This is a genomic window from Achromobacter sp. SIMBA_011 (genome assembly GCF_046535435.1).
GTDB classification, from domain to species: Bacteria; Pseudomonadota; Gammaproteobacteria; order Burkholderiales; family Burkholderiaceae_B; genus Achromobacter; species Achromobacter dolens.
In genome coordinates, this window is sequence record NZ_JAWRWN010000014.1 from 47,535 (window position 1) to 61,466 (window position 13,932).

General features: G+C 68.3%; 12 protein-coding genes and 1 pseudogene. 3 read left to right on the forward strand and 10 right to left on the reverse strand.

Annotated features, from left to right (window positions below; genetic code table 11):
• Positions 1-72: 72 nt before the first annotated feature.
• Entirely contained in the window at positions 73-2,838 is a 2,766-nt protein-coding gene (gene glnE / locus SB816_RS29260; RefSeq protein WP_175144035.1) for a bifunctional [glutamate--ammonia ligase]-adenylyl-L-tyrosine phosphorylase/[glutamate--ammonia-ligase] adenylyltransferase, read from the forward strand.
• Positions 2,839-2,941: 103 nt separating this feature from the next.
• Positions 2,942-3,616, forward strand: coding sequence for an epoxyqueuosine reductase QueH (locus SB816_RS29265; protein WP_054503945.1), 675 nt, complete (start codon positions 2,942-2,944; stop codon positions 3,614-3,616).
• 40 nt (positions 3,617-3,656) lie between these two features.
• On the opposite strand, the gene SB816_RS29270 is transcribed toward SB816_RS29265, so the two are convergent.
• The 10 genes and pseudogenes from SB816_RS29270 to SB816_RS29315 form a co-directional block, all read right to left on the reverse strand.
• Complete coding sequence (locus SB816_RS29270; protein ID WP_054503946.1) at positions 3,657-4,628, reverse strand: helix-turn-helix domain-containing protein; 972 nt, start codon at positions 4,626-4,628, stop codon at positions 3,657-3,659.
• Positions 4,629-4,767: 139 nt separating this feature from the next.
• Complete coding sequence (locus SB816_RS29275; RefSeq protein ID WP_410547935.1) at positions 4,768-5,358, reverse strand: c-type cytochrome; 591 nt, start codon at positions 5,356-5,358, stop codon at positions 4,768-4,770.
• Positions 5,355-5,870, reverse strand: coding sequence for a methylamine dehydrogenase light chain (locus tag SB816_RS29280; RefSeq protein ID WP_049075261.1), 516 nt, complete (start codon positions 5,868-5,870; stop codon positions 5,355-5,357). The genes SB816_RS29275 and SB816_RS29280 overlap by 4 nt, the downstream gene beginning before the upstream one ends.
• Positions 5,854-6,497, reverse strand: a pseudogene (gene mauD / locus SB816_RS29285) (methylamine dehydrogenase accessory protein MauD). The gene SB816_RS29280 and the pseudogene mauD overlap by 17 nt, the downstream one beginning before the upstream one ends.
• A 20-nt stretch (positions 6,498-6,517) precedes the next feature.
• Positions 6,518-7,075, reverse strand: a complete 558-nt coding sequence (locus SB816_RS29290) for a MauE/DoxX family redox-associated membrane protein (RefSeq protein ID WP_144655249.1) — start codon at positions 7,073-7,075, stop codon at positions 6,518-6,520.
• The gene (locus SB816_RS29295; RefSeq protein WP_054503948.1) at positions 7,072-8,262 is read right to left on the reverse strand and encodes an amine dehydrogenase large subunit; all 1,191 of its coding nucleotides are present in this window, start codon (positions 8,260-8,262) and stop codon (positions 7,072-7,074) included. The genes SB816_RS29290 and SB816_RS29295 overlap by 4 nt, the downstream gene beginning before the upstream one ends.
• Positions 8,263-8,293: 31 nt before the next feature.
• Positions 8,294-9,175: a transporter gene (locus SB816_RS29300; protein WP_410547936.1), complete on the reverse strand. Its 882-nt coding sequence runs from the start codon at positions 9,173-9,175 to the stop codon at positions 8,294-8,296.
• Between the two features lie 67 nt (positions 9,176-9,242).
• On the reverse strand, positions 9,243-10,739 hold the full coding sequence (gene styD / locus SB816_RS29305) for a phenylacetaldehyde dehydrogenase StyD (RefSeq protein ID WP_343718890.1): 1,497 nt from the start codon (positions 10,737-10,739) through the stop codon (positions 9,243-9,245).
• Between the two features lie 155 nt (positions 10,740-10,894).
• On the reverse strand, positions 10,895-11,884 hold the full coding sequence (locus tag SB816_RS29310) for a quinone oxidoreductase family protein (protein ID WP_054487367.1): 990 nt from the start codon (positions 11,882-11,884) through the stop codon (positions 10,895-10,897).
• 63 nt (positions 11,885-11,947) lie between these two features.
• The gene (locus SB816_RS29315; protein ID WP_054503952.1) at positions 11,948-12,928 is read right to left on the reverse strand and encodes a DMT family transporter; all 981 of its coding nucleotides are present in this window, start codon (positions 12,926-12,928) and stop codon (positions 11,948-11,950) included.
• Positions 12,929-13,043: 115 nt separating this feature from the next.
• Here SB816_RS29315 and SB816_RS29320 point away from each other — a divergent pair, with 115 nt between their 5' ends.
• The gene (locus SB816_RS29320; protein ID WP_064526292.1) at positions 13,044-13,931 is read left to right on the forward strand and encodes a DMT family transporter; all 888 of its coding nucleotides are present in this window, start codon (positions 13,044-13,046) and stop codon (positions 13,929-13,931) included.
• Position 13,932 lies beyond the last annotated feature (1 nt).

Below are 13,932 nucleotides of genomic sequence, written 5' to 3' on the forward strand. Positions count from 1 at the left end.
GCAGGAGAATAGTCTTGCGGTATCGTCCCCACTTATACCTGAAACGCGTCCATTCGTCTCCGTCCGATCGCCATGTCCACGCCCGCCCTGTTTGCCCCCGCCCTCGCCTGGTCCGGCCATCTGCGCCGCCGTCTCGACGCCCATCCGGATCTGGCCGCCTGGCTGGCCGAAGCGGTGCAACAGCCGGTCACAGCCGAGCGGCTGGCGCAATGGCAGGCGGAGCTGGCCGGCCCCGGCGCGCCCGACGTCCTGCCAGTGGATCTGTGCCGCCAGGTGCTGCGCAAATTGCGCGAACGCGTCTTCAGCACCCTGATCGTGCGCGACCTGTCCGGCCAGGCGCCCCTGGAAGAAGTGGTGGGCGCGATGACGGCGCTGGCCGACGCGGCGGTGGCCGCCGCCTACCGCAGCGTGGCCGCCGACCTGGCCGCGGTGCACGGCGTGCCGCGCGATCCGGCCACCGGCCTGCCGCAGGAAATGCTGATCGTCGGCATGGGCAAACTGGGCGGCGGTGAATTGAATGTCTCGTCCGATATCGACCTGATCATGCTGTACGGCGAGGAGGGCGACACCGACGGCCCGCGCCGCATCAGCCACCACGAGTTCTATGGCCGCCTGACGCGGCGCATGATGCCGGTGCTGTCCGAAGTCGACGCCCACGGCCAGGTCTTCCGCACCGACCTGCGCCTGCGCCCGGACGGCGACGCCGGCCCGCTGGCCTGGAGCCTGGACGCGTTGGAACACTACCTGATCGGCCAGGGCCGTGAATGGGAGCGCTACGCCTGGCTCAAGGCCCGCCTGATGCCGGCCCAGGCCTTCGAGGGCAGCGACAGCGCGGCCCAGGCCCGCCAACTGGAAAGCCTGCGCGTGCCGTTCGTCTATCGCAAGTATTTCGATTTCGACGCGCTGGCCGCGCTGCGCGCGCTGCGCGAGCGCATCCGCCAGGACTGGCAGCGCCGCGCCTCGGCGCGCAACGGCATCGACAGCGCCAACAACATCAAGCTGGGCGACGGCGGCATCCGCGAAATCGAGTTCGTGGTGCAACTGGCGCAATTGATCCGCGGCGGCCGCATGCCGGCGCTGCAGCAGCGCGGGCTGCTGGCGGCGCTGCACGCCGAACAGGTCGCCGGGCTGGTGCCCGAGGACGACGCGCGCCGCCTGGAGGAGGCCTACCGCTTCCTGCGCCGCACCGAACACGCGCTGCAATACCGCGAGGATGAGCAGACCCACCTGCTGCCGGGCGACCCTGGCCAGCGCGCCGCGCTGGCCGCCGCGCTGGGGCTGAGCCCGCAGGATTTCGAAAGCACGCTGGCCGCGCACCGCCAATTCGTCTCGCGTACCTTCCGTAACGTGTTCCGCATGGTGGGCATGGACAAGGAGGACACCGCCGATGCCGGCGCCGACACGCCCGCCGACGAACCCGACGAGGAATGCGCCCTGGCCGAGCAGATCCGCCAGGCCTTCGGCGAGCAGGCCGACGACCTGTTGCGACGCGCCGAAACGCTGCTGGGCAGCCACCGCGTGCGCAGCCTGCCCGAGAGCAGCCGGCGCCGCCTGGAAACGCTGCTGCCGGCCGCGCTGCGCGCCGCGCGCCAGACCAGCGCGCCGCTGGACGCCGCGGTGCGCCTGTTCGACCTGATCGAGAAGATCGCCCAGCGCAGCGCCTACCTGGCCCTGCTGGCCGAATATCCGGACACCCTGGCGCGGGTCGCGCGCATGGTCGCGGCCAGCCCCTGGGCGGCCCAGTACCTGACGCAGCACCCGCTGCTGCTGGACAGCCTGATCGACTGGCGCACGCTGTTCGAGCCGCTCGACTTCGCCCAGATCGCGCGCCAGTTGTCCGCCGACCTCGACGCCTGCCGCCTGCCCGATGGCGACCCGGACATCGAGCGCCAGATGAACCTGATGCGCGACGTGCAGCGCCAGGCCAGCTTCCAGTTGCTGGCGCAGGACCTGGAAGGCGAGCTGACCGTTGAAAAGCTCGCCGACCAACTGTCGGCGCTGGCCGACCTGCTGCTGACGGAAACCATCCGCCGCACCTGGCCGCTGGTGAACAAGGTCGCCGGCGCCACGCCGCGCTTCGCCGTCATCGCCTACGGCAAGCTGGGCGGCAAGGAACTGGGCTACGCCTCGGACCTGGACCTGGTGTTCCTGTATGACGATCCGCGCGAGGATGCCGCCGAGGTCTACGCCAAGCTGGGCCGCCGCATGACCTCGTGGCTGTCCACGATGACCTCGTCGGGCCGCCTGTACGAGGTCGACCTGCGCCTGCGCCCGGACGGCGACGCCGGCCTGCTGGCGGTGTCAGTCGAGGCCTTCGAGCAGTACCAGCAGAAGCACGCCTGGGCCTGGGAACACCAGGCCCTGACGCGTGCCCGTTACGCGTCCGGCGACGCCGGGGTCGGCCAGCGCTTCGAGCAGATCCGCGAGGCCATACTGGTGATGCCGCGCGACACGGCCAAGCTGCGCCAGGAAGTGCTGGCAATGCGTGAGAAGATCAACGCCGGGCATCCCAACAGCACCGACAGGTTCGACCTGAAGCACGACGCCGGCGGCATGGTCGACGTCGAATTCGTGACCCAGTACCTGGTGCTGTGCCACGCGGGCACCCATCCCCTGCTGGTGCGCAACCTGGGCAACATCACCCTGCTGCGCCTGGCCGGCGAGGCCGGGCTGATCGATCCGGCGCTGGCCGCCCGGGCCGGCGACGCCTACCGCACGCTGCGGCGCGTGCAGCACCAGTTGCGCATGCAGGGCGTGGAGAAAGCCCGCGTGGCGCCCGACCAGTTGCAGGCCGAACGCGCCGCGGTGCGCGAGCTATGGGACGCGGTGCTGGGGTAAGCCGCGGCAAGGGCTTGCTGGCGGCGCGGGCCGCCGCCCCAAGGCCAAGGCGGCAACTCAGCGTAAAATAAGGACTTTTCCGCCTTACCGCCTGCTTTCAATCATGTCCGAATTCGTGCGCCCCAAACTCGACCTGCCCGCCGGCCGCCGCAAGGTGCTGATGCACTCGTGCTGCGCGCCCTGTTCCGGCGAGGTCATGGAAGCCATGACGGCTTCCGGCATCGACTACTCGATCTACTTCTACAACCCGAACATCCATCCGGTCAAGGAGTACGAGATCCGCAAGCAGGAGAATATCCGCTTCGCCGAGCAGCACGGCATCGAGTTCATCGACGCCGACTACGACATGGACAACTGGTTCGAGCGCGTCAAGGGCATGGAAAACGCCCCCGAGCGCGGCGAGCGCTGCACCGCCTGCTTCGACATGCGCTTCGAGCGCACCGCGCTGTACGCCCACGAGCATGGCTTTGACACCATCACCAGCTCGCTCGGCATCTCGCGCTGGAAGGACATGAACCAGATCAACGGCTGCGGCGAACGCGCGGCCGCGCGCTACGACGACCTGATCTACTGGACCTACAACTGGCGCAAGGGCGGCGGCTCGTCGCGCATGATCGAGATCAGCAAGCGCGAGAACTTCTACCAGCAGGAATACTGCGGCTGCGTCTATTCGCTGCGCGACACCAATCGCCACCGCCGTGCGCAGGGGCGCGAGCGCATCCACATCGGCGTGAAGTTCTACGGCAAGGAAGACCTCATCAACGAGGAAAACCTCTGATCACGCCGGGTCGTCCCGCCCGCGGGCGGTAGCTCCCGCATCAGGCCGATTCGCCCGGCAGGCGCCCTTGGCGCCGGTATTCCGACGGCGATACCCCATAGCGGTTGCGGAACGCGTGGCTGAAACGCGCCGCATCCGAAAACCCATGACGAAACGCGATCTCGCCGATCTGGCGCCCGGTCTGCGCGGCGTCGGCCAGCATGTCGCGGCAACGCTCCAGGCGCGCGCTGAGAATGAAATCGGCCGGCGTCGTGGCGGCCTGCGCGAACAGGTTGTATAGATAGCGGCGCGACACGCGCAGGGCCTCGGCCGCCGTCGCCGGCGACAGGTCCGGGTCATGCAGGTTTTCGATCAGGTACTGCTGCACGCGGCGCAATTGCGCCTGGCGCATTTCGCGTTGGTCCAGCGCGCCCGCGCCGCCGGCCCGCTCGCTGATATCCAGCCCCATCATCTGCATGACGGCGTTGGCCGCATCGCGCGCCGCGCTGTCCGACAGATGGGCGTGCTCGCTCAACGCCACCCGCAAGAGGTCCATGGCCATGCGGCCGCAACCGTGGCGGGCGCTGAAGCTGCGCGCCACCGCGTTGCGCATGGCCGGCAGCCAGGCCTCGGATTGCTTGCCCGGCACCTGCATCACCAGGAAATGGGCGTCGTCGTCGACGTCGACTTCGTACGGACGGGTGGTGTCGTAGATGCCCCACTCGCCCGGCATCAGCAAGGCGGTGCGCGCCGCCTGCCGGATCTCGCTGCGGCCATCGAGCTGCAGCGTGACCTTATAGCCGGACGCCTCGGCACGCTCCGCGAGCAAGCGCGTGCGGCGCACGCGCTGCGCGCCGGTGCGCATTTCGCAGACCTGCATCCAGCCCAGCGAATCCACCGCCACGCTGCTGCGAAAACGCTTTGGATCGGCGGCCGACACCTCCAGCGGCACAAAGGTGTTGCTGATGTTTTCCTTCCAGCTTGCGCAATCCAGGAACTGCTGGGGCGCGCTGCGTAAGAGAGGGTGGGACATGGCGGCTCCGGCGCGCGGCATGGAACAAAAGGCGGTCTTCTTTCTATCACCGAGCCCCCGGCCGGGAGTATCCGTGACAACCCCTAGGGCCAGCTCACCCTGCCAGGATCCCCGCACAGGCTCCGGGCGCCGCGCGGCCTCAGGGCTTGCGGGCGCTGCCATATGAATAGTCGGACAACGCCAGGCCCAGCGCCGCCAGCTCGCGCGCCAGGCCATGGCGCACCGGCACCACGTCGTCGTAGCGGCGCGGCCGCGCCGCCGCCACCTCGCTCTCCGTATAGGGCGTGAAATCGGCCGGCAATTGCGCTGGACTGAACGTGAGCAAAAGCCAGTTCAACACATTGGCCAACTCGGCATTGCTCAACTGCGAGTAGGCCGCGCCCGGGACCCGGACCAGGTATTCGCGTCCGGCCGGCAGGTGCGTGAAGGCGCCCACCGAATTGCGGAAATCGGGAATGCCGTGCGGCGTGCTGCCGCGGCCGTCGACCCGGTGGCAGCCGGCGCATTGCAGCACGTAGTCCGCGCGCGCGGCCTGCCTCAGCGTGTCGGCGCCGGGCACGCCATTCGCCGCTGCCTGCGGCCCCGCGGCGGCCTGCGCGGCCGCAGGCACCGCTTCGTCGGCGAGCGCCGCCGCCCCCACGGCCGCCGCCCCGATCGCCGCGCAGGCCAGCCCGGCAGCGGCCCCGCGCCACCGCCCTCGCCCGCTGCCCCGTCCCGCCGCGTCCATCATGGCTTCTTCTTGGCCAACCCCACGATCACGGAGGTGGTGCAGTGGAAGATCGACGACTCGTTGGACATGCACCAGTTGACGTCGTTGTGCAGGAACATCTGGTAGCCCGGCCGCTCACGTTCGGCCGAGGCGCACATGCACTTGCCGCAGGCCGTCTTGCCGCAGCAGTCGTTGTAACTGATGAGGTAGTCCTTGCCATCCAGCGGGTTGTGGCAGGTGCCGACCCACGACACCGCCGACGGCGAGGTGCCCGGCGGGCAAGAGGTCATGCTGCCGCCGCAGCACGAGCACAGGAAGCCATCCACCGCGCAATAGCGCCAGTAGTCGCAGGCGGTCTCGTCGGTCTGCGGCTTCTTGGCCGCCGCCGGCGCGGATCGGGCCACCGGCAGCACCGGCACCAGGAAGGCGGTGCCGACCAGCACGCGACCGATGCGGTTGAGCACGCTGCGACGCGACGTGGCGTGGGCGACGGAGCGCGTGGCGCGCTCTCCAAGCTTATCCAACCAGCGCATTGCCGTTCTCCTTGCGTGAAATGCGGGTCTCTTCCAGCGCGCCGCCGGCCAGGAATTCCTGCACCGAGGCCACGCCCAGCTCCTTGGCCGTGAACAGGCTTTCCAACTGTTCGCGCGAATTGATCAGGCCCTTGGCGCGGATCACGCCGGACTCGTCGATCAACACCGCGTACGGCAGCTTGCTGATCTGGAACTTCATGCCCAGCTCGGTCGACAGCAGGTAGGGAAAGCGCTCCAGCCCGGCCTGGCGGTAGAACGCCAGATGCTCCGGCATCTCGCCGTCGCTGGCCAGGACGATGCGCAACCACGCGCTTTCCGTGCCGGCCACCGACTTGAGGATCGGCAAGAGCTTCTTGCACACCGGGCAGGTCGGCGACAGGAAGAACAGCAGTTGGCTGTGCTGGCCGCGCTCGCCGATAGTCAGGCGCCGGCCCAGCAGGTCGGCCAGTTCGAAGCGCGGTGCGGCTTCGCCCACCGCCGGCCCCTTGTCCATGGTCAGCGCCCCCATCGGCGCCACGCGTTCATACAGCACGCCGCGCCGATCTGGCGCGACAGCGCCAGGATGACCAGCAGCAGGCAGAGCACCACGCCCCACAGCAGAAAATTGGAAATGATCAAGGCTTCCATATCGTGTCGCTCCGTTGTTCCTAGATGTGCAGGTGCCGCAGTTTCAGGTGCGAAGCCAGCAGGTGGTTGGCGGTGAAATACAGGGCCACGGCGCTCATCGCCAGGCCGAAGACCGAGGCGGCGTCGGTCCATTGGAGGCTGCGTGACGCGCCCTGCGCGGCGGCGAACACCGGCAGCGTCCACGACGCCAGCAGGGCATTGCGCAGCACCATCCACCAGGACAGCCCGGCGCCGCGCGCCGCCGCGCCCCGGAAGGCGGGACCGCCGCAGCCGCAATCGATATCGCGGCGGCCGCGCGCCAGGTTCAGGGCCACGCCAGCCGTCGCCAGGGCCAGCACCAGCAATGCCAGCGCGGCCCCCGCCGCACGCAGGCCCGGCGCCAGCAGCAAGGCGCCGGCCAGCGCCTCGGCCAGCACATAGCCCCACGAGAAAAGGCTGGCCAACCCGGTCGGCAAAATGTCGTAGGCATGCACGGCAGCGCTGAACGCCGCCATATCCTTGAGTTTTTCCAGCGCGCCGAGCAGCAGCACGCAGGCCAGCGCCGCGCTGGCGGCATAGAGCAGCACGGGATCGGTCATTGCGCGCCTCCCGGCTGCGGCTCGACCTGCAGCGCCGTCTCGCCGGCGCCCTGGATCGTGCCCTTGAGCACCGGCGCCGCTGGCGCCGCGTCATAGATGTTGACATTGCCGCCGTCGATGGTGAACAGGCGCGGCTTGTCGTCCTGCGACACGGACATCGACAACGCGTTCTTGCCGGGAATGCGCGCCAGCCGCTTGTGCGTGGCCAGGTCGTAGACCCAGATCTCGGCCGCCGGCGTCTTGTGCGTTCCCTCGGCGCCATTCGGATGCATGCCCACGTACAGCCGCTTGCTGGCGCGATTCACCGCCAGCAGGTTGTAGCCGCCGGGACGCCAGCCGCGATCCTTGCCCGAAGCGTCCAGCAGCGACCAGCGCTCGCCGAAGCGGGCCTGTTCGCCGCTGAAATCGGCGCTGTAGACGTTGCCGTTGTATGAGACGAAGTAGAAGGTGTCGCCCAGGCGATCGGTATGCGTGAAGATCGGATCCTTCTCGACCTCGAACATGGGCTTGCTGCGCTGCTGGCCCGACGGCTTGCCGGCAGCGTCCAGGTCGACCGTGACGAACGAGCCGTCGCCGCAGATGCTGGCGAAGCTGCGCGGCCGCGACGGCGGCACGATGATGCTCCAGCAGCCGGCGGCCGCGGTCACTTCGTCGGCGAACTTGCGCGTCTTCAGGTCGACCACCGTGACCGACGAGGCCGGCGTGGCGTTCTGCACGAACAACAGGCCGCCGTCGGAACTCTGCTGCAGGTAGTTGCGGTAGTTCAGCGCCTGCGCGCGTTTCTCGGGTATCGGCACCTCGTACTTGGGCGTCAGCGTCTCGGCGTCCCAGGCCTCGACCACGTCGGTGCGCTTGCCGCGGTTCAGGCGCTCGTAATAGGTGGTCATGATGTAGATGTCCTTGCCATCCGCCGACACCGTCATGTGGCCGTTGAACGACGAGGGCACCAGCCCCAGGAATTTCAGGGTGTCGCCGTCGTAGATGTTGACGCGGCTGTCGACCAGGTGATTGAACACCGCGTCCATCACGTACAGCCGGTGCGGCGTGGCGGGCGGCAGGCGGGTGCCGCCCTTGAGCTCCTCGACCGGCAGGTCGGCGCGGGCAAGCCCGGCGGCGGCGGCCAGGGCCGCGCACAGCGCCCATTTGCCCGCCCGCGCGGCGCCCCTGTTGGCACAAAGCGCAATCATTGGATCTCTCCTGCTGTCATGTCCGTTGCTCCTAGAAGGCGTAGACGTAGCGCATCTGCACGCCCCGCATGCGCGGGCCGTTCTCGACCTTGAGGTCGTGGATGTACTGCATCTGGATCTGGTTGGCGTCGTTGATCTGGTGCGTCAGCTCCAGCGCCAGTTGGTGGTTGCGGGCGCGGCTGGTCACCGTTTCGCCGGCGGCGCGCTCGCGGCCGCCGGTCTCGTAGCGGTAGCGGATGCCGGTGTAGGTGTTGTCCGTGATATTGGTCGAGGCCAGCGCGAAGAAGCGAAAGGACGGGTCTTTCTTGAGGGTCTGGCTCATCCAGTCGCTGTTGCGGCCGTAGATCTCCACTTCGCCGATGGCCTCCAGGAAGGTGGATTCGCCAACGCCCTTGACGAACGAGAAGTCCTGGATGGTGGACCAGCGGTTCTTGCCCGGCGACGTGTCCGGGCGCGAACCGTCGTAGCGGCCCACCGGCACCACCACGAACGGCTCCCAGGCAAACCAGGTCTTGGTCTGCTCATTGTTGTAGAGCCAGATGGCCGACCCCAGCGTCACATCGCCGACGCCGGTCTGGCGGTCGCGCGTGGCGCCCGGCAGTTCCATCGTGGTGCGCGACATCGGCACGATGAACTCAAGCTGCACGGTCTTGCCGAACAGCTCCCGGTAATGCATCTGGCGGTAGATCAGCGCGTCCACGTCCACCGAGGCGCCGTCGATGCGCTTGCCCGCCGAATACAGCCCCGACGAGCGCAGTCCGGCCAGATAGCCGGCGATGATGTTGGTGCCCACCGGCGCGGGTATCCAGTCGCGCGCGCTCGGGTCTCCGGCCCATGTCGCCTGCGCCAGGGCCAGGCCCGCCAGCAGCAATGCTGTGCGCGCCCCAGCCCGGCAATTGGTCTTGCCTGCCATGCACTTCCCCTTGGTTGCGCGGCCGCGCGCGCCGGTATCTCCCGGCTTGTCTCGCGCGGCCGTCAGTCTAGTAAGCGATACAAACGGACTTCTTCTCCAGGTACATGTCCAGTACGGCGCGGCCGTGCTCTCGGCCGATGCCGGACTGCTTGAAGCCCCCGAACGGCATGTTCGGGTCCAGCATGTTGTGGGTGTTGATCCAGAGCGTGCCCGCGTCAATGCGCGGGATCAGGCGCTGGACCCGCGTCAGGTCGTTGCTCCAGAGGCTGGCGCCCAGGCCGAAGGCGCTGTCGTTGGCCAGCCGCACGGCGTCGTCGAGCGTATCGAACGGCTGCGCCACCACCACGGGGCCGAAGATCTCCTCGCGGGCAATGCGGGCGCCGGGCGCCACGTCGGCGAACACCGTCGGCCGCACGAAATAGCCGGCGCCCTCGCCCGCGGCGCCGCCCGCCAGCACCTTGCCGCCCTCGGCGCGGCCGATGCCGATGTAGTCCATCACGCGCTGCTGGTGGCGCGCCGACACCAGCGGCCCCACCTGCGTATCCGGGGCAAAACCGGAACCCAGCTTCATGCCGGCGGCCAGGTCGGCCAGCCGCTGCACCACCTTGGCGTACAGGCCCTTCTGCACGTACAGCCGCGAACCGGCGGTGCAGACCTGCCCCTGGTTGAAGAAGATGGCGGCGGCCGCGCCCTGCGCGGCCACGTCGGGGTCGCAGTCATCCAGCACGATCACGGGCGACTTGCCGCCCAGTTCCAGCGACACGCGCTTCATGTCGTCCATGGCGGCGCGGCCGATGAGCTTGCCGACCTCGGTGGAGCCGGTAAAGGCGATCTTGTCCACGCCCGGATGTGCCACCAGCGCCGCGCCGGCGGTCTCGCCACGACCGGTCACCACGTTGACCACGCCCGGCGGAAAGCCCGCCTCCAGCACCAGTTCGGCCAGGCGCAAGGCGGTCAGCGGGGTTTCCTCGGCGGGCTTGAGCACCACCGTGCAGCCGGCGGCCAGCGCCGGGGCGATCTTCCAGATCGCCATCAGCAGGGGGAAATTCCACGGGATGATCGCCGCCACCACGCCCACCGGTTGCGGCAGCGTGTAGGCGCTGTACTTCACGCCGGGCGGGAACGGGATCGACAGCGCCAGCGTGTCACCGGTCAACTTGGTGGCCCAGCCCGCCATGTAGCGCAGCCATTGCGCGCCGGAGCCGACCTCCAGCCCCTGGGCCACGCCCAGCAGCTTGCCGTTGTTCAGGGTCTCGAGCCGCGCCAGTTCCTCGCCGTGGCGTTCCACCAGGTCCGCCAGGTTCAGCAGCAGGCGCTCGCGCCCGGCCGGCAGCATGTCGCGCCATGGCCCGCTGGCAAACGCCCGGCGCGCGGCATGCACCGCCAGGTCGATCTGCGCCGGACCGGCGTCGAGCTGGGTGGCGATGACCTCGCCGGTGGCCGGGTCGTGCACGGCAATGGGGTCGCCCTGCCCCTGGCGCAGCGGCTTGCCGTCGACGATCATGTATTCCCGGATGGCGGCCAGTTCCGGGCGGCCGGAGGCGGAGGGATGGGCGGACGACATGCGTGAGGCTCCAACGGATAGGGTGAAGCCAGGATAGCAACGGCCCACCGCGCTGGCTTGTCCGCCCGTGCATGGAGATTTGTCCCGGTGCGCACGAAAAAAAACGGGACGCGCCATGCGTCCCGCCTTGTCCGTGGCGCCAGGGGCGCGCCGGATCAGTCCAGCATCAGCACCGTGGCGCCGGTGGTCTTGCGCGAGGCCAGCGCGGTCTGCGCTTCGCCGGCCTGTTCCAGGCTGTAGCGCTGGTCGATGCGAACCTTGATCTTCTTCTTCAGCACCAGGTCGAACAGCTCTTCCGAGGCGGCCTGCAGCTTTTCCAGCGTATTGACGTGCACGCCCAGCGACGGCCGCGTCACGTACAGGCTACCCTTCTGGTTCAGGATGCCCAGGTTCACGCCCGCCACCGGACCGGAGGCGTTGCCGAAGCTGACCATCAGGCCGCGCGGCTCCAGGCTGTCCAGCGAGGTTTCCCAGGTGTCCTTGCCGACGCCGTCATAAACCACCGGCACCTTCTTGCCGCCGGTCAGTTCGAGCACGCGCTCGGCCACGTTCTCGCGCGAATAGTCGATGGTTTCCCAGGCGCCGTTGGCGCGGGCCAGCTCGGCCTTCTCGGGGCTGGAGACCGTGCCGATCAGCTTTACGCCGAGCGCGCGCGCCCACTGGCAGGCGATCAGGCCCACGCCGCCGGCGGCCGCGTGGAACAGGATGGTTTCGCCGCCTTGCAGGCGATAGGTCTGGCGGAACAGGTACTGCACCGTCAGGCCCTTGAGCATGAGCGCGGCGGCTTCGTCGAAGCCGATGCCCTTGGGCACCTTCACGACCTGGTTGGCCGGCACGTTGCGGGCCTTGGCGTAGGCGCCGATCGGGCTCTGGCCGTAGGCCACGCGGTCGCCCTTCTTCAGGTGCTTGACGTCGGCGCCCACGGCGGTGACCACGCCCGCGCCCTCGAAGCCCAGGCCATGCGGCAGCGGATGGGGATACAAGCCCGTGCGGAAATAGATATCGATGAAGTTCAGCCCGGCCGCGTGCTGGTCGATGGTGACCTCATTGGCGGCCGGCGGCGGCACCTCGACTTCGACCAGTTTCAGGACCTCGGGACCGCCATGCTGCTCGATACGAATTGCCTTGACGAGATTGCTGGCCATGCTGGCCTCCTTTCATTGAAATGTTGCGACGCAAGCTTGAAAATCAAATACGCAATTCGGACGTCAGCGCGCGGACGCGCTGCCGCCCGGCGCGGCGGGCGGCGGCTTGGCGGCCCCGCCCCCCATCAATACGAATACCCCGGCCAGGACCAGCGCGGTGCCCGCCATCTGCCAGACCGTCACGGGCTCGTGCAGGAACCACGACGCCAGAAACAGCACCGACACCGGTCCCAGCATCCCCAGCAGCGACGCGGTCGGCGCGCCGATCAGCGCCACCGCCCACATCAGCATGAAGACCGGCACCACCGTGTTCAGGGTGGCATGGATGATCGAGTAGCCGTACACGCCCATCGGCTGCACCAGCACGGAGGCCGGATGGATCACGAAGAACTGCACGATGCAGGCCACGCACGACACCAGCATGGCATACGCCACCAGCCGGGTCGGCCCGACACGCTTGATCAGTTCTCCGGAGCAAATCAGGTACACAGAATAGCTGAGCGCCGAACCGAAGACGAATAAAGACCCTAACAACACCTCGGCGGAACCGCCAAAGCTCAGATCATGCGCGAAAACCAGCACCACGCCGGCATACGACAGCGTCATCGCCAGCCACTGCCGGCGCTCGACCGGCCGTTTGAACCAGAAGGCCGAGATCAGCACCACCAGCGATGGCGACAGGAACAGGATCAGCCGCTCAAGGCTGGCGGTGATGTAGCGCAGGCCGAGGAAATCCAGGAAGCTGGACAGGTAGTATCCCAACAGGCCCAGCAGGCAGACCTGGATGCGTTCCTTCCAGGTCATGACCACGATCTCGCCGCGAGCCGCCAGGCGCGACTGGTGCCACGCCACGGCCGCGAAGAACGGCATGGCGAACAGCATGCGGAAGGCGATCAGGGTGACCGCGTCGATCCCGTAGCGGTAGGTGAACTTGACGACGATGGCCTTGGCGGAGAACAGGATGGCGCCAAGCGCGGCCATGAAAAATCCGGCCGCGCGGCTGGAGGGACGAGAGGCCGGCAAAAGCTTGGCAATGCGATTCATGCGATGATTTTAGATTCAGCGCCGCGGGATTTGCACGCCTGGCGCGCATTTTCAGCCTGCCGCGGCCGGCCATGAACCGGCTCCGCCCCTTCCGTTCCCTGCCCTCTCCCTGCGAATGACCCGACACCGCGCCCTGACTTACATCCATATCGCCGCCATCCTGTTCGGCCTGACCGGCGTCTTCGGCGAGCTGATCCAGGCCAGCGCGGCAGTCATCACACTGGGGCGGGCAGTCTTCGCGGTGATCTCGCTCGGCCTGTTCGCCCGCATGCGCCGGCGCCCGCTGCTGGGCGCCCTGACGCCAGCCCAATTGTTCGTGCTGGTGATCGCGGGCGCCCTGCTGGCGGCCCACTGGGTCACCTTCTTCATTTCGGTCAAGGTCGGTGGCATCGCCATCGCCACGCTGGGCTTCGCGAGTTTCCCGGCCTTCATCACGCTGTTCGAGGGATTGATCTTCCGGGAACGCGTGCGGTTGGCCGAATGGCTGCTGCTGGGCCTGGTCACTGCCGGCCTGGTGCTGGTCACGCCGTCGTTCGACCTGGCCGACCAGGGCACCATCGGCCTGGCCTGGGGCCTGCTGTCGGGTCTGACCTTCGCCCTGCTGGCCCTGAGCAATCGGCGCTCGGCCTCGGGCATGGATCCGATGCAGGTCGCCTGCTGGCAAAACCTGGTGGTGGCGCTGGTGATGCTGCCGTTCGCCGTCGGCCAGTTGCCCGCCCTGCCCGCCATGGACTGGTTCTGGCTGGCGCTGCTGGGCGTGTTCTGCACCGGCCTGTCACACTTCCTGTTCGTCTCCAGCCTGACTCGCCTGAACGCCCGCAGCGCCGGCCTGGTGATCGCGCTGGAACCGGTCTACGCCATCGCCTTCGCCTGGGCGCTGTTCAGCCAGCAGCCGACGGTGCGCATGATGGCCGGCGCCGCCCTGATCGTGGCCGCCATCGTCTGGTCCGGGCTGCGCAAGGCCCCGGCCGCCCCCGAAAGCGCCCCTCGAAAGCAGCCTTGAC

Excerpts from the sequence above, each read along its gene's own strand:
- glnE (WP_175144035.1), top strand. The coding sequence starts at position 73 with ATGTCCACGCCCGCCCTGTTTGCCCCCGCCCTCGCCTGGTCCGGCCAT.
- SB816_RS29265 (WP_054503945.1), top strand. The coding sequence starts at position 2,942 with ATGTCCGAATTCGTGCGCCCCAAACTCGACCTGCCCGCCGGCCGCCGC.
- SB816_RS29270 (WP_054503946.1), bottom strand. The coding sequence starts at position 4,628 with ATGTCCCACCCTCTCTTACGCAGCGCGCCCCAGCAGTTCCTGGATTGC.
- SB816_RS29275 (WP_410547935.1), bottom strand. The coding sequence starts at position 5,358 with ATGATGGACGCGGCGGGACGGGGCAGCGGGCGAGGGCGGTGGCGCGGG.
- SB816_RS29280 (WP_049075261.1), bottom strand. The coding sequence starts at position 5,870 with ATGCGCTGGTTGGATAAGCTTGGAGAGCGCGCCACGCGCTCCGTCGCC.
- SB816_RS29290 (WP_144655249.1), bottom strand. The coding sequence starts at position 7,075 with ATGACCGATCCCGTGCTGCTCTATGCCGCCAGCGCGGCGCTGGCCTGC.
- SB816_RS29295 (WP_054503948.1), bottom strand. The coding sequence starts at position 8,262 with ATGATTGCGCTTTGTGCCAACAGGGGCGCCGCGCGGGCGGGCAAATGG.
- SB816_RS29300 (WP_410547936.1), bottom strand. The coding sequence starts at position 9,175 with ATGGCAGGCAAGACCAATTGCCGGGCTGGGGCGCGCACAGCATTGCTG.
- styD (WP_343718890.1), bottom strand. The coding sequence starts at position 10,739 with ATGTCGTCCGCCCATCCCTCCGCCTCCGGCCGCCCGGAACTGGCCGCC.
- SB816_RS29310 (WP_054487367.1), bottom strand. The coding sequence starts at position 11,884 with ATGGCCAGCAATCTCGTCAAGGCAATTCGTATCGAGCAGCATGGCGGT.
- SB816_RS29315 (WP_054503952.1), bottom strand. The coding sequence starts at position 12,928 with ATGAATCGCATTGCCAAGCTTTTGCCGGCCTCTCGTCCCTCCAGCCGC.
- SB816_RS29320 (WP_064526292.1), top strand. The coding sequence starts at position 13,044 with ATGACCCGACACCGCGCCCTGACTTACATCCATATCGCCGCCATCCTG.